This window comes from Corallococcus sp. bb12-1 (assembly GCF_026626765.1).
Lineage (GTDB): Bacteria > Myxococcota > Myxococcia > Myxococcales > Myxococcaceae > Corallococcus > Corallococcus terminator.
Genome location: NZ_JAPNJZ010000030.1, coordinates 152,718 through 174,576, shown reverse-complemented (window position 1 = coordinate 174,576; position 21,859 = coordinate 152,718). Strand labels below are relative to the sequence as shown.

The 21,859-nt window shown below is 69.1% G+C and carries 14 protein-coding genes and 2 tRNA genes; 7 read left to right on the top strand and 9 right to left on the bottom strand.

The genetic code is table 11. From position 1 onward, the window contains the following. Entirely contained in the window at positions 1-2,805 is a 2,805-nt protein-coding gene (locus OV208_RS37230) for a hybrid sensor histidine kinase/response regulator (protein WP_267578709.1), read from the top strand. Positions 2,806-2,865: 60 nt separating this feature from the next. On the opposite strand, the gene OV208_RS37225 is transcribed toward OV208_RS37230, so the two are convergent. The 3 genes from OV208_RS37225 to OV208_RS37215 form a co-directional block, all read right to left on the bottom strand. Beyond that, positions 2,866-8,406, bottom strand: a complete 5,541-nt coding sequence (locus OV208_RS37225) for a DNA repair ATPase (protein ID WP_267578708.1) — start codon at positions 8,404-8,406, stop codon at positions 2,866-2,868. Positions 8,407-8,464: 58 nt separating this feature from the next. Continuing rightward, the gene (locus tag OV208_RS37220; RefSeq protein ID WP_267578707.1) at positions 8,465-10,624 is read right to left on the bottom strand and encodes a flotillin family protein; all 2,160 of its coding nucleotides are present in this window, start codon (positions 10,622-10,624) and stop codon (positions 8,465-8,467) included. Positions 10,625-10,739: 115 nt separating this feature from the next. After that, on the bottom strand, positions 10,740-11,585 hold the full coding sequence (locus OV208_RS37215) for a hypothetical protein (protein WP_267578706.1): 846 nt from the start codon (positions 11,583-11,585) through the stop codon (positions 10,740-10,742). Positions 11,586-11,791: 206 nt separating this feature from the next. Between OV208_RS37215 and OV208_RS37210 the strand changes: the two genes are divergently transcribed. From OV208_RS37210 to OV208_RS37195, 4 genes are all read left to right on the top strand, one after another. Then, a complete protein-coding gene (locus OV208_RS37210) occupies positions 11,792-12,277 on the top strand; it encodes a hypothetical protein (protein ID WP_267578705.1) in 486 nt (161 codons plus the stop codon). A gap of 98 nt (positions 12,278-12,375) precedes the next feature. After that, on the top strand, positions 12,376-13,110 hold the full coding sequence (locus OV208_RS37205; protein ID WP_267578704.1) for a 2OG-Fe(II) oxygenase: 735 nt from the start codon (positions 12,376-12,378) through the stop codon (positions 13,108-13,110). A 122-nt stretch (positions 13,111-13,232) separates the two neighbouring features. Further along, complete coding sequence (locus OV208_RS37200; protein ID WP_267578703.1) at positions 13,233-13,433, top strand: hypothetical protein; 201 nt, start codon at positions 13,233-13,235, stop codon at positions 13,431-13,433. Between the two features lie 36 nt (positions 13,434-13,469). Beyond that, entirely contained in the window at positions 13,470-14,537 is a 1,068-nt protein-coding gene (locus OV208_RS37195; RefSeq protein WP_267578702.1) for a patatin-like phospholipase family protein, read from the top strand. Between the two features lie 4 nt (positions 14,538-14,541). Here OV208_RS37195 and OV208_RS37190 read toward each other — a convergent pair whose 3' ends face one another. The 6 genes from OV208_RS37190 to murJ form a co-directional block, all read right to left on the bottom strand. Next, positions 14,542-15,756, bottom strand: a complete 1,215-nt coding sequence (locus OV208_RS37190) for an esterase/lipase family protein (RefSeq protein WP_267578701.1) — start codon at positions 15,754-15,756, stop codon at positions 14,542-14,544. A gap of 264 nt (positions 15,757-16,020) precedes the next feature. Next, positions 16,021-16,094: transfer RNA gene (locus OV208_RS37185), tRNA-Met, on the bottom strand. Positions 16,095-16,175: 81 nt separating this feature from the next. Then, positions 16,176-16,249 (bottom strand) — tRNA-Met (locus OV208_RS37180). 102 nt (positions 16,250-16,351) lie between these two features. Continuing rightward, positions 16,352-18,046: a S1 RNA-binding domain-containing protein gene (locus OV208_RS37175; protein ID WP_267578700.1), complete on the bottom strand. Its 1,695-nt coding sequence runs from the start codon at positions 18,044-18,046 to the stop codon at positions 16,352-16,354. Then, a complete protein-coding gene (locus OV208_RS37170) occupies positions 18,034-18,240 on the bottom strand; it encodes a hypothetical protein (RefSeq protein WP_267578699.1) in 207 nt (68 codons plus the stop codon). Before OV208_RS37170 ends, OV208_RS37175 begins: the two co-directional genes overlap by 13 nt. 354 nt (positions 18,241-18,594) lie before the next feature. Continuing rightward, on the bottom strand, positions 18,595-20,229 hold the full coding sequence (gene murJ, locus OV208_RS37165; protein ID WP_420715086.1) for a murein biosynthesis integral membrane protein MurJ: 1,635 nt from the start codon (positions 20,227-20,229) through the stop codon (positions 18,595-18,597). A gap of 197 nt (positions 20,230-20,426) precedes the next feature. On the opposite strand from murJ, the gene OV208_RS37160 reads away from it, so the two are divergent. Continuing rightward, on the top strand, positions 20,427-20,909 hold the full coding sequence (locus OV208_RS37160) for a ferritin family protein (protein WP_267578697.1): 483 nt from the start codon (positions 20,427-20,429) through the stop codon (positions 20,907-20,909). 57 nt (positions 20,910-20,966) lie between these two features. Next, a complete protein-coding gene (gene encA, locus OV208_RS37155) occupies positions 20,967-21,839 on the top strand; it encodes an encapsulin nanocompartment shell protein EncA (protein WP_267578696.1) in 873 nt (290 codons plus the stop codon). Positions 21,840-21,859: the final 20 nt, after the last annotated feature.

The window sequence follows — 21,859 nt, the reverse complement described above, 5'->3', positions numbered from 1 at the left end:
ATGCCCCCAAAAAACCTGCCCGTCGAGGACGATCTTCCATCGGCGAAACCCCACCTCCTCGACGCCAGCGACGGGCTGCTCGAGCGGCTGCGCTTCGCGCTCCAGGGGTCGACCATTGGCGTCTGGGAAACCCAGCTGACGGACGAGAACATCGCGAACGGCCGCCTGTCGGCGGTGAACGTCTGGGAACCGCTCGGCTACCCGGCCGAGGGCCCGCGGACGATGGCGGATCGTCTGGCGCTCTGGCACCCCGACGATGTGGAGCGGGTGAAGCAGGTCACCGCCGCGTATCTGCGCGGTGAAGCGCCGGCTCACGAGGTCGAGGTCCGCGTCCGGCAGCACGACGGCACGTACCGGTGGATCCTCAGTCGGGGCACGGCGCTGCGCGACGCTCAGGGGCGTGCGCGCCACTTCCTGGGTGTGAGCATCGACATCACGGATCGCAAGGAGGCCGAGGCCGCGCTCGCGCGCAGCCAGGAGCGCTACCGCGCGACGTTCGAGCATGCTCCCGCGGGCCTGGTCCATGTGGATCCGGGGCACGGGTTGAGGCACTTCAATCGCGCCTACTGCGAGATCACGGGGTACTCCGCCGAAGAGCTCCTGGTCCTCGAACCCACCCGGCTCGCGCACCCGGAGGATCTCGAGCATGCGCTCGGCCATTTCCTTTCGCTGAGCCGGAATGAGATCTCGACCTACAGCATCGAGCACCGGTTCATTCGCAAGGACGGCAGGACGATCTGGCTCAGCGTCACGTCCTCGCGAGTGCCTACCCACGACGGAACCGCCTCGTACATCGTGAGCATCGTGCACGATGTCTCGCGGCGAAAGCAGCTCGAGGAGGAGCTGCGGCAGGCGCGCGCGCTGGCGGAGCAGGCCAACCGCGCCAAGGACGAGTTTCTCGCGAACGTCAGCCATGAAATCCGCACCCCGATGAATGCGATCCTCGGGATGACGGAGCTGGTCCTCGACACCCACCTCACCCAGTCCCAGCGTCAGTCGCTCAAGACAGTGAAGTCGGCCACGGGCAACCTGCTGGGGATCATCAACGACCTGCTCGACTTCTCGAAGATCGAAGCCGGCAAGCTGGCCCTGGATGCGGCGGACTTCGGCCTGCGCTCCGCGATCGGTGACACCCTGCGCGCGCTCGCCGTCCGCGCGCATCGCAAGGGGCTCGAACTCGTCTGCAACGTGCACGCGGACGTCCCCGACGCGCTGGTCGGTGATGCGGGCCGCCTGCGACAGATCGTCATCAACCTCGTGGGCAATGCCATCAAGTTCACCGCCCAGGGGGAGGTGGTGATGCAGGTGGAGGTCGCGAGCGCTTCCCCCGAGCAGGTCTCGCTCCGGTTCTCCGTGCGCGACACCGGCATCGGCATCTCCACCGACAAACAGACCGCCATCTTTCGCGCCTTCGAGCAGGAGGACGCGTCCACCAGCAGGAAGTACGGCGGTACGGGCCTGGGGCTCACCATCGCCGCGCGGTTGATCGGGCTGATGGAGGGCGACATCCAGGTGGAGAGCGAGCCAGGGCGCGGAAGCACCTTCACGTTCACCGCGCGCTTCGGACGGCATTCGGCGCCGACGGACCCGCCCCTGCCCCGACCGCTGCCGCTCCTGCGGGGCCTGCGGGTGCTCGTGGTCGACGACAACGCGGTGAACCGGCGCATCGTCGAAGAGTGGCTGCGTGCCTGGAAGATGGAGCCCACCGGGGTCGGTGACGGCATCGCGGCGATGGATGCGCTCTGGCACGGGGTGGCCACGGGCCGACCGTACGCGCTGGTGCTGCTGGATTTCAGGATGCCGGACATCGACGGCTTGAGCCTCGCGGCGAAGATTCGCGAGCGCTCCGAGCTGGCCGGGAGCCGCATCGTGCTGCTCACCTCGGCGGATCGGCCTGGAGAGGCCGGCCGGATGCGCGAGCTGAAGATCGAAGCGCATCTGCTCAAGCCCGTGCCCCAGGACGAGTTGCTGGAGACCCTCCACCACGTCCTGGGCAGTGCCCCCCAAGCGCCCGTGTTGGACCCAACACCTCCCGTGACAGCGGGCACCACGGAAGTCGTCGCATCGCCCACCCACCCCTTGCGCATCCTCATCGCCGAGGATGACGACTTCGGTGCGCAGCTCCTCCGCCAGTTGCTGACCCGGCGCGGGCACGACGTGCAGTACGCCGCCAGCGGCTTCGACGCGCTGAAGCGGCTCGAAGCGGACACCTATGACCTTCTGCTCCTGGACCTGCACATGCCCGAGCTGGATGGGTTCGAGGTCATCCGGAGCATTCGTCAGCGCGAACAGTCGACGGGCGCGCACCTGCCGGTGGTGGCGGTGACGGCACGCTCACGCCGGCAGGATCGCGAGCGCTGTCTGGCGGCGGGCATGGACGACTTCCTGACCAAGCCCATCATCGCCAACGACCTCTGGGCGGTGCTCGAGCGCCTGGACCGCCGTCGGGCGCTCCGACAGCTCCTGGATGCCCCGGTCCTGCTGTCGGCGTGCGGAGAGGACGCTTCACTGCTCACGAAGCTCTGCGATGCGCTCATCGCGCGCCTGCCCGTCGACCTCGCTTCGCTCGACGAGGCGATCCGCGACAACGACGCGCCCCGGCTGCGGCAATGCGCGCACAAGCTGTCGGGAGTGCTGGCCACCTTTTCAAGCCTCGCCGGCGACCTTGCCTCCCAGATCGAGGACCGCGCCGAGGACGGCCAGCCACAAGAAGCCGCGCCGTTGGCCGCGCGGCTCCAGGCACTCTCCGGAGACCTGCTGATCGCCGTGCGCGGTCTGACCGTCGACGAGCTTCGCGGCGAATGAACCGGGCCTGGCCCGTCGTGCGCCATGGGTGCGGTGCCCCCATGGCGCGCGAGGCCCGCGCTAACGCCGCAGCATGCCGCGCAGCAGCTCCAGCGCTTCCGTGATGCCCTGCCAGACCTGGAGGGCCTTGATGCCCTCCCCTTCGCCCTGCACGTTGCGGCGGGCGGCGCGCTCCAGCGGCAGGAGCGCCCCTTCCACCAGCTCAATCTGTCGGCTCAGCTCCGCCGGAGAAGGACCGCTCGCCGCGCGCTGGAGCGACTCCGCCGGGGACGGCGTCGGCATGGACACGGACACCGGCCGGTCCGCCAGGGCGGTGATGGCGTGGGAGAGCTGCGCCAGGTACGGCCCGAAGTCGGGGGCCGGCGCGGCCAGCGGGACATTCCTCAACGTGGGCGGTTCGGCATCGGCCTGGGCCGCCACGCGTTCCGTGAGGGCCTTGAGCAGCTGGGCCAGGTGCTTGACGTATGGCGTCAGGTCCGTCGCCGGAGCGGACGGGACGACCACCGGGGCCGGAGGAAGCGGAGGCGGCTTCGCGGCCCTCTCGCGTCCGACGCGAGCCACCTCCAGCACGGCCTCGCGCAGGGCCTCCAGGTGCGGGGCCACCTCCACCATGGGGTCCACGTCCGGAGCGCTGCCCGCCTGCGCGGCGGCCTGGACCACGGCGTCGCGCACCGCGCCCAACTGCTCCTCGATGGCGCCCAGCTGGCCGGTGACGCGCGCCACGGGGTCATCCTCCTTGCCCCCCATGCGCTTCACGCGGGCGAAGCCCTGCTTGATCTCCTCCCAGCGCTTCGCCTTCTCCGGCGTCAGGCGCCCTCGCATCTCCGCCAGCTTGAGCAGGTTCTGCTCCGCGGCGGTGGTGAGCGTCTGCGATTCGCCCTGGTAGTGGTCGTCGATGCGGCGCTCCAGCTCGTCGTCCGTCATCGCGGAGACGACCTTCTCCGCCATCTTGCCCATGTTGCGGTAGCTGCCCTGCAACTTGAACGGCGGCTCCGTGCGGTAGCGCTCGTCCTGCGCGGCGGAGGCGATGTACTGGAGGTTCACCTTGAGCAGCACCTGCTGCACCCGGAACAGCCGCTGGAGGACGGCGATGATCTCCTGGAGCTCCGCCGCCGCGTAGCCGTGCTTCAGCTCGCCGGAAGGGACGTCCTCCCCCTTCGCCATCCGGATGAGGCGGTGCACGTCCTGCGGGTCGCGCGTGGCCAGCGGCGCCAGCACCGGGTTGGAGGTGAGCGAGTTCTCCAGGTAGCTGAGCGCGAACAGGTCCTCCTTGCCGTCCAGGATGTCGCCCAGGTTGTACGTGTCCGCGCGGTTGGCGAGCATGTCCGGGATGCGGAAGCGCTCACCCGTCTCCGTGTACGGGTTGCCCGCCATCACCACGCAGAACTTCTTGCCGCGCAGGTCGTACGTGCGCGTCTGGCCATTCCAGACACCCTCCACGCGGCGCTGGCCATCGCAGAGGGAGATGAACTTCTGGAGCAGCTCCGGATCCGTGTGCTGGATGTCGTCGAGGTAGAGCATCACGTTGTTGCCCATCTCGAAGGACAGGTTGATGCGCTCCACCTCCTGCCGCGAGGTGGCGTTGGGCGCCTCCGCCGGATCCAACGACTTCACCGAATGGCCCAGCGCGGGACCGTTCACCTTCACGAAGGTGAGGCCCAGGCGGCTGGCCACGTACTCCATCAGCGTCGTCTTGCCGTAGCCGGGCGGCGACATGAGCAGCAGCATGCCCATGCGGTCCGTGCGCTTGCCCTCGCCCGCCGCGCCCAACTGCTTGGCCAGGTTGGCGCCGATGAGCGGCAGGTACACCTCGTCGATGAGCCGGTTGCGCACGAAGCTCGTGAGCACCTTGGGCGTCAGCTCCTCCAGCCGCAGCTTGCGCCGCTCCTTGTCCAGCAGGTCGCGCAGGTACGCGCGGTAGGCCGCATACGCGGGCACGCGCACCTGACGGAACTCGCCCAGCCGGGACAGGAACTCATCCAGGCGCAGCGGCAGCTTGCGGTCCTGCACGCGCGGGTGGCTGCCCAGGAGGCCCGTGGCCTCCGAGGACGTGATGGCGCCCGCCGTCTCGCGGTCCAGCTTGCGCTCGGTGATGAGCACCACCGCCGTCTCCAGCGACACGTAGGCCGCGTCGCCCGCGCCCCCCTCGCGCTTCGCGAGGAACGCGTCCACCCAGGCCCGCGCGATGCGCAGACGCTCCGGCAGGTTCTTCTCCAGGCCGCGCAGGTCCTCGTCGAACGCGGTGCGCGAACCGTGCCGGTCCAGGTGCGCGAGGAAGGCCTCCTGCACCGCCAGCGCCTCGCGGCTGGTGGTGAAGCGGGGGTTCGCCACCGCCAGCTCCTCCACGAGGTAGCGGCCCGCCTGACGTCCTTCCGCGGGCGACGCCGTGAGCCCGTGCCCCTTGAGGAACGCGAGCACCTGTTCGCCCAGCTCATCGCCCAGCGCCACCAGGTCCGACGACGTGTCGAACGCCTGGCGCAGCCGCGCGAGGCTCTGCGCGCGACGGTGGAACACGCCCCGGAGCGTGTCGTCCGTGTCGAACGCCCAGTAGAGCGCGGCCCAGGCGCGGGGCACCGGGGCGAAGCGCAGCAGGCCCGCGCCCTGGTGCAGCGCGAGCAGCTTCTCCAGGAGGCTCACCGCGTCCGCGTCATGCACGCCGCGCTCGTAGCCCTCATCGAAGCGGTCCGCTGAGTACGCCCGGACGCGCTCCAGCAGGTGGCCCTGCGCGCCGGCCTCGTACAGCGCCGCGAGCGTCAGGCCGCCCCTGCCCTCCTCCGCGTCCATCAGCAGGGCCGCTGCCAGGTACTCCGCGCGGTAGACGTCGCGCGTCTCGGAGACGAGGTGCTGCTCCCACAGCTCCCGGTACTTGAGCAGCTCCGGGTCCTCCAGCTTCTGCGTGTAGTCGGAGCCGGTGAGCTGGAGGTACAGCGCGCCGTCGCGCGGCACCAGCGTCAGGTCCAGGGGCTGCGTGTTGACGTGGAAGCGGTAGGGCCCCAGTTTGATCAGCCCCTCGCCGCCCTCGAACAGGTCCTGCCGGTCGCGCAGCGCGCGCAGGGCGTCCTGCTTCGCGGACTTCACCCGCGACATCACCTCGTCCGAGCGCACGCTGTCCTGCAGCGCCAGGAGCTGTTCGGCCAGCTGCCGCAGCTTGAGGATCATCGCGTCGGACGCGAAGTAGGCGTTGAGTTCGTCGTCCGCCTTGAATGCCTTCGCCCGGCGCTGCACACCCTGGAGGATGCGCTCCGCGGCGCTGAAGAGGCCGGAGGCGCGGCGCTGGCGTTCGTCCACCAGCGACTGCTTGCGCGCGCCAAAGGCCTCCAGCAGCTCCTCGCGCTTCTGGGTGATCTGTCCCAGGAACTCGTCGAACTCGCCGAAGCGGCCCTCCAGCTCCTCCAGCATCACCGTGAGCCGCGACAGCGCCTCGTCGCACTTCTCCGGCGCATCCGACTGCGACAGCGCGTTCTCGATGCTCTGGCCCAGCAGCTTGAACTGCGCGCCAAACTCCGCGCGCTTCTCCCGGCTGCTCAGCTCCTTGCGCCGCGCCTGGAGTCCCGCGCGGACGCGGTTCAGGCGGCTGAACAGTTCGGAGATGCCCTCCAGGATGCGGGCGCGCGCCAGCGGGTCGCCCACCTGGAGGCCGCCCACCACCTCGCCCAGCACCTCCAGGCCCTGGCCGGTGCGCTCCACATCCTCCACCAGCGGCGCCAGCTCCGCCGTCGTGGTGACGGGCTCCAGCCGCTCCAGCAGGCCGTCCAGTCGGGTGGCCAGCGGTTGCAGGGCCTCGCCCTTCTGGAGGAAGTCCACGCACGCGGTGCTCACTGCGTCGGACGCGGCCACCACCGCCTGCTCCAGGGCGTCCACGCGCCCCAGGTCCATGTAGCGGATGTCCTTCAGGGTGATGAGGTGCCCGCGGTGCCGGCGCAGCTCCGCCAGCGCCCGCATGAAACCCTCCGCGTCGGTGAGCCCCTCCGGCTGAGACTGGAGCAGGAGCGTGTCCTGCGCCGTCACCGCCTGCGCGAGCGCCTCCTCCGCGCGCTTGCGCATCGCGAGGACCTTCTCGAACTCATCGATGATGAGCTCGGAGGTGCGCCGCAAGAGCTCAATGGGCTCCTGGAGCCCGACCTCCGCGTGGTTCAGCCAGTAGTACGCATCCAGCGCTCGCGTGGCCGCGGACACCAGGTCCTCGTAGGTGCGGCGCGTGGGCTTGTCCGTCTTCGCCACGCGCGGCAGCGTCAGCGCATCGCTGATGCCGCGCACCAATTCCGCGTTGCCTACCTTGCCCAGGTAGCCCGGCGCGGGGGGCAGTTGCGCCGCGTGCTCGTCGGAGACGAACGGCGTCTGCCACACCTGCATGGGGTGCACGCGCGTGGGCTCCTGCGAGGTGGCGCGAAATACCACCAGCCCACCGTCCGCGAAGATGCTCATGCCGTTGGCCAGCAGCGGCGTCTGCACCTCCTTGCGCACCAGGTTGTACGGGAACAGCACGTAGTTGCCCTCGTCCCGGCGGTGGAAGACGTAGAGCACGTCCTCCCCGTTGGGCGAGCGCACCGCGTGGTGGAACTCCATCTGCTCCGACGCGCCGTCGAAGACCTTGTAGTCGCCCGTCTGGAGGTAGTAGCCGCCCGGGAAGACGATGCCCTGGTCCTCCGGCAGCCGCACGCAGGACTGCCCGATGGCGTCGATGCGCACCACGTGCTGGGTGCGCGCGTTGAAGACCAGGTAGCGGTGCGCCTTCTCCCGGAAAGGGAGCACGCGCAGCAGGATGAGGCCGCCCACCTGCGTCCAGGCGAACTCCGCGTCGTCCAGCGACTGATCCGGGTCATCCACCGGCTCGCTGTAGATGCCCAGGCCCGTGGAGGTGTTGTCCTCGACCTTGATGGTGAGGTCGCCCTTCACCGTCTCCACGAAGACCTGATCCAGCACGTTGACGTGCGGGTGCTGGCCCAGCACGTATTGCTCGCGCGTGGCCACCGTCCACTCGAAGTCGTGCGACGCCGGATAGACGTGGTCGCGCTCGCCCTGGTTGTCGACGTAGGTGGCGCGGCCCTCCACGTCCACGTTGAAGCGGAAGACCTTGAGGTCGCGCGCGGACTGGCCCGTCTGGAACACCGCCAGCAGGCGCGAGTCCCGCCGGCGCAACTGCAACAGCTTCGCGTCCTTGTAGTACTTGTACAGCTCTCCGAAGTCCTTCACGAACCGGGGGTCCGCGAGGAAGCCGCCGGCCTCCGTGGGAGGCACGGCGGACAAGTCAAAGCCCTCGGCCGTCTTCTCGAAGCGGTGCAGCGAGAAGACGTCCGAGACGACCGTCTCCTTCTTCAGGCCGATGAAGACGTTGTAGCCGAAGAGGAGGTACTTCCCGACGCTGACGATGTCGCGCGGGACGCAGTTGTTCTCCGTGCGCACCCGCTCGTTGCCAATGACGGTGAGTTCCGTGCCACCGAACAGCGCCTTGCGCCGCCCGTTGAGGTCGTTCGCCTGGGTCGCCAGCGCGTCCGCCTGGGAGTGGAGGCGCGCACGGATGACCTCGTAGCTGCCGCCCTCCAGCGTCGCCTCGCCCCCGGGCACAGGGGTGCCCGGGGTCTTGCCGCTGTCAGTTGCCATGGATGTTCACCGAAAAGGGATGCGGTTCGCGGATGCGCCGGAGGACGACCCCTGCGCCTTAGCCCTGCTTCTCGAGGAGGGCCGAGGCCTCCGTCTGCACGAGCGCCTTGATGCCGGCGGCCGTGGAGGCGGTGGGGCTCAAGGACATCCGGTTGAGCAGCGCGGCGACGGCCAGGTTCTGCGCGTCGTTGCTGAGGCCCGGCTTGGAGAGGATCTCCTTCAGGTCCGCCGGCAGGTCCTTCTCACCGTTGAGGTAGCCGCCGAGCGTCTTCTTCAAGGTCTCGCTGTGGTCCAGCGCGCCGTCCACGGAGCTGCCGAAGGAGATGGCCTTGATGAAGTTCTCGAAGAACTTCCCGTCGCCGCCGACGATCTGGAACTTCGCGTTGCCGAAGGCCTGACCCAGCACCTGGGCCTGCGCCTGGGCAATGTCCTTGCGCACGTTGATGGCCGCCAGCTCCACGTCGCGCTCCTTGTTGAGGCGCAGGCGGTACTCCTCGTGCTCGCGACCCACGCCGTCCAGGGCCTTCATCGCGGTGGCCTTCTCCGACAGGCCCCGCGCCTCGGCCATCAGCTTCTCCTGGATGGCGGAAGCCTCGGCGAGCAGCTTCTCGCGCATGGCGAACGCCTCGGCCTCGCCGCGCTTGTGGATGGCGCCGGCTTCCGCCTCCTGCACGCGGGCGTGGGCCATGCCCTTCTCTTCCAGACCGGAGGCCTCGGCGAGCAGCTTCTCGCGCGTGGCGGAGGCCTGCGCCTGGCCCTGCTTCTGGATGACGGAGGCCTCGGCCTCCTTCACGCGCACCTGCGCCATGCCCAGCTTCTCCGTGGCGACGGCGTCGGCTTCACGCACGCGCACGCTGGCGAGGCCCGCGGCGGCGGACTCGGCCTGGATGCCTTCGGCCAGCCGGATCTTCGCCTTGGCCGACTTGTCCGCGGCCTCCAGGTCCGCCTCGGCCAGGGTCAGCTTCTCCTTGGCGAGGAAGACGGCGATCTTCGCGCTCGCGTCAGCGGCCTGGATGTCCTTGACGGACGCCTCTTCCGCGTGGCCCTGGGCGGCGATGATCAGCGCGTCCTTGTTGCGCTTCGCCTCCGACGTCACGCGCAGGTCCTTGATGTTCTCCTCTTCCTGGGCGACGGTCTTCTCCACCGCGATGCGGGCGCGCACCACGTCGGCGATGGCCTTCTTCTCGCCTTCGAGCGCCTTCTCCTTGGAGATGCGCTGCAGCTCCGTCTCGCGCTCGCGGTTGATGGCTTCCAGGGCGCGGTCCTTCTCCACGCGCTCGGTCTCCACGCCCACCACGCGCTCGCGGTTCTTCTGCGCCACCTGCACCTGGCGCATCTTGTTCTCTTCGTTGATGGCGATCTCTTCTTCCGCCTTGATGCGCGCGAGCTGCGCCTTGGCGAACTCCTCGCTCTTCACGCGGTCGGCCTCGGCCGTCTCACGCGCCTGGATGCTGTCGATCTCCCGGCGCTGCTTGGCGGCGGCCTCTTCGCGCTGACGCTGCAGGGCGAAGATGGCCTCGTCGGCTTCCACGTCGCGCTTCGTCACGGCCATGCGCTCGGACTGGCGCAGCTCGTTGGTGAAGACGTTCTGCTCGGTGGTGAGCTGGGTGATCTTCCGGATGCCCTGGGCGTCCAGGATGTTGTCCTTGTCGAGCATCTCCACCGGGGTCTGCTCGAGGAAGTCGATGGCGCAGTCCTCCAGCATGTAGCCGTTGAGGTCGCGACCGATGGTGCCGACCACCTTGTCCTTGATCTCATCGCGCTTGGTGTAGAGCTCCTCGAAGTCGAAGCTCTTGCCGACCGTCTTGAGGGCTTCGGAGAACTTGGCCTCGAAGAGGTTCTCCAGCGTCTCCTGATCACTGGCGCGCACACAGCCGATGGACTGGGCGACCTTGAGCACGTCCTCGCGGGTCTTGTTCACGCGCACGAAGAAGGTGACCTTGATGTCCGCCCGGATGTTGTCCTGGCAGATGAGGCCTTCCTTGCCACGGCGATCGATTTCGACCGTCTTCAGCGAGATGTCCATCACCTCCGCCCGGTGGACGATGGGGAGGACGACGGCGCCGGTGAACGTCACCGTGGGCTCCGTCTTCATCGTGTTGACGATGAGCACCTTGCCCTGATCCACCTGGCGGTAGAACTTCGCCACGCTGACGAAGATGCCGAAGAGGATGATGATGCCGCCGCCGATGATTGCTGCCAGGCTGATGGGATCCATGGCCTTCCTGTGAAGTCGATTGGGCGGGCCTTGTTCCAAGCACTCGGGGTCCCCCGCGAAAGCCACCCGGTGCCGATTGTCGCGCCCGTCCGGAAGGCCCGGAGGACGCCAATGTTCATCGCTGCGAGCGGGCCCTCGCGACGGCCGCTGCCTTGAGCGGATCGCGAAGCTGCTCCATTTCCTGGGGCAGCAGCCAGTCCACCGGCTCCACCTCGTACACGCCGCGCTCGGCGTCGTAGCCGAGGATCAACGCCGGCTCACCGCGCCGGAGCTGGTTGGGCTTTTCACAGACGACGTTGAGGATGAGGCCCGCGGCCCCGTCGTTGAAGGTCGCGTGGCCGTCGCGCGCCGTCACGCTGCCACTGGAGATGTTGCACACGCGGCCCATGAGAGCCTCGCGGCCCGGGGCTCGCTTGGCGATGAAGATGGGCCGCAGGGGACGCACCGCGAGTCCGGCCACGACCGTACCCACCGCGAAGCAGCCCAGGCCCAGGCCGGTGCTGATGAGCCACGAGGGCAGTATGGAGAGCGCACCGTGCGCCATCTGGCCAGTCAGCAGCGACAGCGACCAGGACAGGAAGACCACCAGGCTCACGGACACCGTGAGGGGGATGCCGCCGAAGCCCAGCGCCGCGAGCAATCCGGTGGCGGCCTCCGCGTCGTGCAGGTGCGAGTGCCCGGCGTGGCCATGCCCCGCGACGGCCTTCGCGCCACCCTCCAGCAGCCCCGAGGTGGCCTTGGCCCCACCCTCGAACGCGCCGCTCACCGCCTTCGCGCCGCCCTCGAACGCGCCACTCACCGCCTTGGCGCCGCTCTCCAGGTCGAAGTGGGCATCGCCGTCCAGCATGTCGATGCCCGCCGCGCCGATGATCACGCAGAGCCAATAAGCCAGCACCACCCCGAGCAGGGCGGTGAAGATCGCGGTCGGAAACGCCACCAGGGCGTCGAGGAAGGTCGTCATGCCTCGGAAAAACGTTGGAGTTTGGAGTCGCAACGGAGTGTAAGCGACTGCACCCCCATCCGAAAATGCCACCTGGGGCTTTTCGACCTGTCTGGTGAGCATGCAGCCAGGAGGCACTCGGGATTGCCGGTCCGCGGCAGGCTGCGCACTACAGGGTGAGCCCGAGCCTCCAGGCGTCCTGGACCTCCGGCCCCTGGATGGTCGCGATGCGCTCCAACCTCGCAGTCTTGGAAACAGAGCGGAACCGTCGTGCCTCCCAAGGCCTGACGCAGTTGGAGCTGCTGCGCCGCGAGGGGCTGCGCCGGTTGGGGACGATGACGCGTGGCTTCCGCTACGTGGACGCGAACGGCCGCGTGGTGTCCCAGAAGGAGCGTGAGCGCATCGAGGCCCGAGAGCACGTGAAGCGTGAAGGCGACACGGGGCTCGTGAAGAAGCACGTCATCAAGAAGAGCATGGTGGCCGCGGTGCGTGAGGCGTCCGAACACCTGGGCAACACGCCCGCCGTGGCTCGGGCGTCGTACATCTACCCGTCGGTGCTCGCGCTCTTCGAGCGCGGCCATGTGGTGGATCGCTACTTCAAGTCCGTGGACGAGCTGGCGGCGCACGCGGGCGGGGGCATGCACTGTTCGGAGAAGGCGCTGCTCCACATGCTGGGACGGTCGAAGGAACTCGTGAAGCAGGGGGCCCTGTAGCGGCGGGGAGCGGGCTCAGAAGCCGGGGCCCGCCCGGAAGGGAGGCGACCCGGAAGTGGCCATTCTCGTGGACCCGCGAAGGCGTTAGCGTTGCGCCCGTGCCCGAGTACGTCACCCACCGCGACGCCCTGCCCCGCGCCGAACTGGAGTCCCTGGGCGACGCCCTGCTGGGCTCACGCTTCGTCGCGCGCAGTCCGCTGATGGGCACCTTCCGCGCGAGCCGGGGCTTCTCGTTCATCTTCACGCAGGCCGGCCGCGCGACGTTGGAAGAGCGCTTCCCGTTCCTGTCCGCGTACCTGCGCTGCATCCTCGATGGCGACAGCGCCCGGGAGCTGGCGCCGCGGAAGCGGTGGCGCTGGTTCGGCTCCCGCACCGCTGGGCTCCGTCCCAATGCCTTCTACCTGAACCTGTTGCTGCTGGACGCGGGGACGCCCGTGGGACGCCACATCGACGCGACGTTGCAGGAGCCCAGTGGCTTGCGGCACGCGACGCCCGCGCACGTGAGCGTGCTCTACCTGCGCGTGCCCCCCGAAGCACGCGGCGGAGCGCTGCGGCTGTTTCGCGACAACGAGCCGCGGGGTGACGTGGCGCCCGAGCCGGGCATGTTGGTCCACTTCCGGGGCGACCTCGCGCACGAGGTGCAACCCTTCACGGGGGGCCCGGAAGGCGCGCTGCGGGCGAGCCTCGTATGTGAGCAGTACACGTTCACGAACAGGGTCCTCGCGCGCATCCCCGAGTTCCGCATCCAGTCCAAGGCGGGCTTCTCTGCCTACCTGTCGGCCCAGCGGGAGCGCGAAGGGGCCTCCCCTTCCGTGGGGACGTTGGAGGAGTAAGGGGGCGCGGCGGGCCCGGAGCCCCGTCCCGGGGGCATCCAAGCATTCAGGCAGGGCTCCGCTTGCGCCCGCCACGTGCCGTAACGACTGTTCCTGTTCACCCCTTGCGAGGGAGCACGGACATGGCTGGAAAGAAGCTGCAGGAGGGCTACGGCGGCACCAGCGAGCAGCGCCAGCGTCACCTCGAGAACGACAACTTTTCCGAACGCGCACCCCGGAGTCCGAAGGAATTGGAAGAGGTCCGCAGCGAACCGGAAGAAGACGGCCACCGGTTGGTGACGCTCAACCCACTGGAGTCGGAGCCGCCTGACGGGAAGCAATAGTCCCCGGGCACGGGCCTGCTAGGTTCCGCGCCCGCGATGAGCCAAAGCCTCACCCTGCTGGCCGGTCCCGACGCCTTGCGCATCCTTCGTGAACGCGGTCTGCGCGCGGAGGATGTGGACATCCTTCCCGGTGCTTCGGGAGGACCGAAGTGGTTGGCGCTGGAGGGCATCGACCAGGTGCTGTTTGGAGAACTCCTCCAGCAGCCGCGCACCCGGCCGCTGCACCTCATTGGCAGCTCCATCGGGAGCTGGCGGCTGGCGTGCCTGGCGCAGAAGAATCCGGTGGCCGCGCTGAAGCGGTTCGCGGACGCCTATCTGGATCAGCGCTATCCACCCAAGCCCCCGCCGTCGCTCGTCAGTCAGACGAGCGCCCAGGTCCTTGAAGCGCTCCTGGGTCCAGACGGCGCGGAGGAGATCCTCACGCACCCGTGGGCCCGGCTCCATGTGGTGACGACACGGTGCAAGGGATTGCTGGCGGTGGAACAGGCAGGGGCGCAGCTCACGGGCTTCGTGCTCGGGGCCCTGGCGAACGCGGTGAGCCGCCGGACGCTCGGGCTCCAGATGCAGCGCGTGTTGTTCCACACCGCTGGGGATACCAGCCCGTTCGCGGGGCTCAAGGACCTGCCGTCCGTGCACTGCGCGCTGACACGAGACAACCTGCGCCCTGCCCTGCTGGCCTCCGGCTCCATCCCCCTGGTGATCGCGGGGGTCCACGACATCCCGGGGGCGCCTCCGGGGACGTACCGGGATGGGGGCGTCGTCGACTACCACCTGGACGTGGACTACGGCGCGGGCGACGGGCTGGTGCTCTACCCGCACTTCTATCCGTACGTGGTGCCCGGCTGGTTCGACAAGTCACTGAAGTGGCGCCGCGCGGGGCCGCTCAACTTCCGTCGTGCGTTGATCATCGCCCCGTCGCCCGCGCACCTGGAGCGACTGCCCGGCAAGCGCATCCCCGACCGCGTCGACTTCACCCGCCTGAAGGACGATGAACGCATCCGCGCATGGAAGCAGGTGCTGACGGAAGGCGAGCGCATGGGCGATGAGCTGCGCGAGCTCATCGCCACCGGTCGCATCGCGGATCACATCCAGCCGCTGGTGTAGGCGCTCAGGACGACAGCCACGTGCGGAGCGTGTCATAGACCTCCGGGTGGTTGAGCAGGTCCAGGTGGTTCGCGCGCAGGATGATCCGCTGATTCGCGTCGGGGAACCGCAGCGTCAGCTCCGGCTGGAGGTGCCGTCCGAGCGCACTGGCCACCGGAACCAGCCCGTCGCCGGGAAGCCGCTCCGCCCAAGCCTGCGCGGAGGTCGCGGCGACCGCGTAGCAGTCCACTCCGTCAGGCAGGGCAAGCTTGCGACGGACATCACCGCCCCATCCGAAGCGCTCCCGCCCCTCCCAGTGTTCGTCCAGCACGTTGCCGAAGCGCAGGTCCGTGACACCCGCCCCCCGGATCCGCCCGAGCCGCGCGAACGGCGCGCTGTAGGGACTGATGCCGAGCAGTACATCGATCCAGCTCCCACCGCGCTCCAGCGGCGAGCCATGGTGCGGGGTGCCAAGACAGATGAGCTTGCGCAGCCGGTGCCGCCAGCCATGCCCCCGCGCTTCCGCGTCAAGGCACGCACTCCGCGACACAAGGCCCCCCATGCTGTGGCCGATGAGCGTCAGCTCCTCCAGCGGCACGGGCCACGCGGCCACGAGCTGCTCCAGCAACTCCGAGAACGCCCGGCCGTTGCGGGAGACGTGCAGCCCGCTGTTGTAGTGGAGGTAGAGCAGCGTGTACCCGAGGTCACGCGCCAGCGCCGCGCCATGGTCGTGCCCGAGCCGGTTCCACTGCAGATCGTTCATCGACGAGCCGTGCACCAACACGAGCACCCGGCTCGCGGCTCCCGGAAGCGCGGCACGCAAGGCGGCGGGCTCCAGGGACAGCGGCTGCCCGTGGATCCGGAACGCCATCGGGATGGCGAGCGGATTGCCCCCCTCGTCGAGCGCATCCCCCAGCACCCCATTCAGCGCGGCGACCACCGCCTCCCGCTGCGGCCCGGGAAGGCTGTCACCCAGCCAGGGAGCAAGCTGCGCAAGGACCGTGTCGAGGCCCGCTCCGACCTGCTGCGTGACGCCCTCAAGCGTCCCGTAGACCAGCCCCGTCAGGGCGCGCACGGGCCGTGCCAGGGGGCTGCCAAGAATCGCGGGGCCACTGGCGATGGTGCAGTGCATCTCCCGCACGATTCCGATCACACCCTGGGTGGCCTGCACCGCGAGCCGGCTGGCACCGCGCAAGGCATCCGCGTTCTTCCACGCACCGCGAAGGGACTGGCTCGTCATGGCTTCACACCCCACGGAATACGGGCCATCAACAACCTACCCGACCGTAACCTACTGATGAGTAGGTCGCACGTCAACGCAAGTCCCGGCGTGCAAGCGCCCACAAGCGGACGCATGGCCGTGCCCACGAAGGTTCGCGGATCCGTGAGGTGAGGGAATCGCGGCCAGGAACCCGAAGGCTCACCGGCAAGCGGGCGCACGCATGAAACCCAGACGCTGAAAACAGAAAGGGCCCCAGTCTTTCGACTGGGGCCCTTTCCAGAGTTGCGGGGGCAGGATTTGAACCTGCGACCTTCGGGTTATGAGCCCGACGAGCTACCAGGCTGCTCCACCCCGCGTCACCGTGCTGCGCTTTTGCTTCTGAGACAGAACACCAGGGGTCTGGTCTTTCATTTCAACCAGACCCCTGGTTTTTCAAGTTGCGGGGGCAGGATTTGAACCTGCGACCTTCGGGTTATGAGCCCGACGAGCTACCAGGCTGCTCCACCCCGCGGCGAGAACGAGAGGGTAAGTACATCCGCCTCTCGCGACCGTCAACTCTATTCTCGGCGCCCCTCCGCATTGTCGCGAGAGAGCGCCGAGAACGAGTGACGCACTACTTGCCCATCTTGCTCAGCAGATCCGCGAAGGTGCCGAAGCCCTTCTTGCCCGAGCCCACCGGCTTCTGCGTCTTCTGCCACGCCTCGACCTCGGCGCGCTCCTCGGCGCGGATGGCGCCAGGGATGGACAGGCGGATCTTCCCGGCGGGATCCATGTCGATGATCGCCACCTTCAGCTCCTGCCCGATGGAGAAGTGCTTGCGCATGTCCGTGCCGCGGTCGGTGCCCGTCTCGCTGGCCGGGATGAGGCCCTTGCCGCCCGGGAACGCGAGGAACACGCCGTAGGGCTCCAGCCGATCCACCTTGCCGGTGACGACGTCGCCCACCTTGGGGCGCGGCGCCGCGGCCTGCGCGGGCTTGGCTTCCGAAGCCGCCTTCGCCGGACGCTCCTCGGGAGGACGCTGCGCCTCCTCCTCGGAGATGCGACGCAGGCCGATGCGCTTGTCGTTGGGGTCGATCTTCTCGATGGACACCCAGATGACTTCGCCTTCCTTCACCGCGTCACGCGGGTGCGCGATGCGACGGTCGCTCAGCGCGGAGATGTGCACGAGGCCATCCACGCCCGGGCGCAGCTCCACGAACGCACCGAACGGCTGCAGCCGGACGACCTTGCCCTGCAGGCGGTCGCCTTCGTGCAGCTCCTCCAGCGCCTTCTTGAACGGATCCTCCTGGCTGGAGCGAAGCGAGAGCGTGATGCGCTCCTTCTGCTTCGCCTTGTCGGAGGAGTTCGGCTGGCCCTCCTCCATGCGGAGGATCTCCACCTCCACGTCGTCGCCCTGCTTCACGACTTCGCTGGGGTGACCCACGCGCGTGTAGGACAGCTCGGAGACGGGGATCATGCCCTCCACGCCGCCCAGGTCCACGAACACGCCGAAGTCGCGCACGCCGGAGACCTTGCCCTTGACCGTCTTGCCCACGGCCAGGCTCTTGCGCGTCTCCGTCGCCAGCTTGCGCTGCTCGTCTTCCAGCAGCGACCGGCGCGACAGCACCACGTTGCGGTCCCGGACCTCGGTGACGCGGAACTGGAGCTTCTCGCCGATGAACTGATCCGGCTTCTCCACGAAGCGGATGTCCAACTGGCTGATCGGGCAGAAGGCGCGCATGTCGCCGATGGCGACTTCCACGCCGCCCTTGTTGACGCTGAGCACCATGCCCTCGACGGGCATGCCGGAGGCACGCGCCTCGGCCAGCATCGCCATGGACGCGTTGCCCTTGGCGAGCGCGCGGCTGAGCAGGATGCCGCGGGCACCCATCTCCACCACGTGCGCGTCCAGACGGTCACCCACGCCGAAGCGCAGGATGCCCTCGTCGTCCTTGAGCTCGCGCAGCTCGATCATCGCCTCGGACTTGCCGGAGCCGTCCAGCGACACGAACGCGGTGTCCGCGCCCAACTGGAAGATGGTGCCGGAGACCTTCTCGCCCAGGCGAACGCCACGGCGGCCAGGAGCGCCACCGTCCTTGACCTGCGCCTCGAACATGTCGGCGAAGGACTCGTTCTCCTGGACCTCCTCGTAGAGGGGGCTGGAGGGCGTCGGAGCCACCGGACGCGGCGTCGGGGTGGGCGTCGGCGTGGCCGCGGAGGCCTGCGCTTCAGCACCCGTCTGCTCCGCCGTCGCGGTCGCGTCGGTGGGCTTGTCACCCTCCAGCGCGCGCGTCTCGATGGAGCCGGAGGCCCGCTTCACGACCACCATGGGGCCGGACGGACGGCGCTCACCGCCGCCACCTCCCCGTCCCGCACCGCCGCCGCCACCACCGCCGGGGCGTCCACCACGAGGTGCACCCGCATCGCCGCCCTGGGGACGAGGCTGCGGCGACTGTGCATCGCGCGCCCCACGCTCCCGTCCCGGACCGCGCTGCTCGTCACGGCCTCCGCCGCCACGGCCACCGCCGCGCTCGTTGCCCTGGCCCCCCGAAGGGATGCCCAGCATCACGTCGCCAAACGTGGCCTTCGGCTTCTTGGGACCGAAACCGCCAGGACCGCCCGAATTACCGCCGCTCTTCTCGTCGCTCACTGCCGAGACCTTCCGTTGACGATTTCGACCCCGGACTCCCGTGAAGTCAGGGCCTTTTGAAAAAGGCGGCGCACATTACACGTGCGCCATGTCGGGAGGAAGCCGCATACCGACTTCCCCCTCACAATCGGCCTCCTATCGCAACCGAAAGGGGCCTGTCCTGCATTCCGTTGGCTTTCCCGGGCATCGCCTGGAGGGCAGCCGTCCCACCGGGCGCCGCGCCGCGTCTAGCGGATGATCTTCAGCCTCCGACCCACCTTGCGGAAGACCGCGCCCGCCTCGGGGACGCCCAGCGCGGCGGACACCGCGAAGTAGACGAGTCCGAAGGGAACCGCCACCGCCACCAGCCCTAAGACGGGGTGCAGGTGCGGCGGCACGAGCACCGTGCCTCCCCACTGCGCGCCCACCCCGGGCATGGGGCCCAGGAGGGAGGTCAGGCCCTGTTTGACGCCCAGCGCCACGAGCCCGCCGACGGCCGCCGCGCCCCACAACCGGCCCAGCAGCCCCCCCGGCAGGCCCACCGGCCCCACGCGCTGCTTCAGCTTGCGGCGCAGGAGCGTGGTCTCCACCCAGGCCACGATGCCGCTCGACAGGGTGAGGAAGGCCGCGCCCAGCTCCCGGGGCAGGCCCAGCCGCTCCGGCAGCCACAGCGCCAGGAAGTACGCCTTCACAGTGCCCAGGCTCACGCGCACCACGGCGTAGCGCAGGGGCGTCTTCGGATCCTTCAACGCGTAGAAGGCGGAGGCGTAGAGGCGGCCCACGGTGGAGGCCACCAGCCCCACCGCCGCGCCCATCAGCAGGTACCAGAGGTAGCGCGAGTCCGCCGCGCCGAAGCGGCCCGTCTGGAGCAGCGCGCCGCTCACGAGGTCGCCCAGGAAGAGCAGCGCCGCCGCGGACGGCACCACCCAGAAGGCGATCCGCCGCGAGCCCGCGTCGATGCGACTTCGCAGCTTCGCGTGCGCGTCCGCCTCCCCTTCCCCCGTGGCGCGCGCCATCTCCGGCAGTTCAGCAGCCGACACCGCCATGCCGAAGAGGCTCACCGGGATGAGGTAGAGGGTCTGCGCGTAGAGGAGCGAGGACAGCGCGCGGCTGGAGATGAGGGATGCGAACGCGGTGTCCACCCACGCGCTGAACTGCACCACGCCGCGCCCCAGCACCACCGGACCGAAGCTCTTCAGCACCTGGCGCACGGAGGCGCTCGCCAGCGACAGCGCCGGACGGAAGCGCCCCAGCAGACGCAGCACCGTGGGCACCTGCACCGCGAACTGGAAGAAACTGCCCGCCACCACGCCGTAGGCCAGCCACTCCGTCAGCGCCTCTTCCGCGACGCGGCCCCCTTGCGTGTACCGGCCGCCCACCGCCAGCAGCGTGGCGATGATGACGACGTTCCACACCACCGGCGCCAGGTACGACAGGAGGAAGCGCCGGTGGCTGTTGAGGATGCCCAGGCACCACGCGCTCAGCACCAGGAAGCCCGTGCCGGGGAACAGGATGCGGACCAGCCGCACCGCCAGGTCGCGATCGCCGCCCTCGAAGCCCGGGGCGATGAGGTCCACGAACAGGGGGGTGGCGAGCATGCCCAGCGCCACCATCACGCAGGTCGCCAGCGCCAGCAGGCCGAACACCGCGCCCGCCACCCGATCCGACTCCTCGGCGTCCTTCTTGCCCAGCAACTGGGCGTACACGGGGATGAAGGAGCCCGACAGCACCCCTTCTCCAAAGAGGTTCTGCAGGAAGTTGGGGATGCGCAGCGCGGCCTTGAAGACGGCGGCGGCATCCGCGTTGCCCAGGTAGTGCGCGAAGACCCGCTCCCGCACGAGCCCCATCAGCCTCGACGCCAGGATGCCAATGCCCACCAGCATCGCGCCCCGCCCTCCCGGACGCTCGGGGGCGGCGGGTGGCGTGACGGCCGGGGAGGCAGGATTCGGAGGCGACGCGGGAGCAGGGGCGGTCACGAAGGGGCGGACTCTATGTCCAGCGTCTTGGGCCATGCAGCAGGAAACCCTTCGACCGCTGTTTCACTTGACGGTGTCCCCACGGGTTGCGAGGGTCCGCCCCAATGGCCGGAAAGTCCGACACCGAGCGGTCCGACGTCGCGCGCATCCGCGCCGTGCTGGCACGCGAACTCGAAACCATCAACGAGTACGAAGCCTTCGCGGAGGACTCCTCCAACCCGGAGGTCCGCGCGTTCTTCCTGCACCTGGCGGCCGAGGAGAAGGAGCACGTCTCCGAGGCCACCCACATGCTCCGGCTGCTCGACAAGGGCCAGGACGCGCACTTCACCAAGCCGTTCATCGCCGGCCACTTCCAGCAGGCCGTGGGAGAGGTCCCCGCTGAAGCGGAGCCCACGCCCGCGATGGTACGGGCGCCACCTGCGCCCGCCGTGGGACGCCTGACGGCCGAGCCGCTCACGTCCCTGCCGCCCCAGCGCCTCATCTATGGCGTTCCCGCGCCACCGCCGTCCGCCAACGGCCATCCCCTCACCGTGGGCACCCTGCGCCGCGGCGGTGGGGGCGGCGGTGGCTCCGGCAGTGGTCGCTGAAGTCCCTTGAACCTTTCGCATTCCCCCTCCTCTCCCGCTCCCGTCACGGAGACACCGATGCCTGACTTCCTTGGACATGCCGAGAACCCACTGCGCGAAGAGGAGTGGGCGCGCCTCAACGAGACGGTGATCCAGGTGGCGCGTCGGTCCCTGGTGGGCCGTCGCATCCTGGACATCTACGGGCCGCTGGGCGCCGGCGTGCAGACGGTGGCCTACGACGAGTTCCAGGGCGTGTCCCCGGGCGCGGTGGACATCGTCGGTGAGCAGGAGACCGCGATGGTCTTCACCGACGTGCGCAAGTTCAAGACGATCCCGATCATCTACAAGGACTTCCTGCTGCACTGGCGGGACATCGAGGCGGCGCGCACGCACAACATGCCGCTGGACGTGTCCGCCGCCGCCGGGGCCGCCGCCCTGTGCGCGCAGCAGGAAGACGAGCTCATCTTCTACGGCGATCAGCGCCTGGGCTACGAAGGCCTGATGACGGCCAACGGCCGCCTCACCGCCACGCTGGGCGACTGGACGGCGCCGGGCGGCGGCTTCCAGACCATCGTGGAGGCCACGCGCAAGCTCAACGAGGCCGGCCACTTCGGGCCCTACGCCGTGGTGCTGTCGCCCCGGCTGTACTCGCAGCTGCACCGCATCTACGAGAAGACGGGCGTGTTGGAGATTGAAACCATCAAGCAGCTCGCCTCCGACGGCGTCTACCAGTCCAACCGCCTGCGCGGCGAGTCGGGTGTGGTGGTCTCCACGGGCCGCGAGAACATGGACCTGGCCGTGGCGATGGACATGGTCGCCGCCTACCTGGGCGCCACCAAGATGAACCACCCCTTCCGCGTGCTGGAATCGCTGCTGCTGCGCATCAAGCACCCGGACGCCATCTGCACGCTCGAAGGCGCCCTCCCCGCTGCCCCCCCGGCGCGCCGATAGCCCTCCCAGCGCGGGTCCCC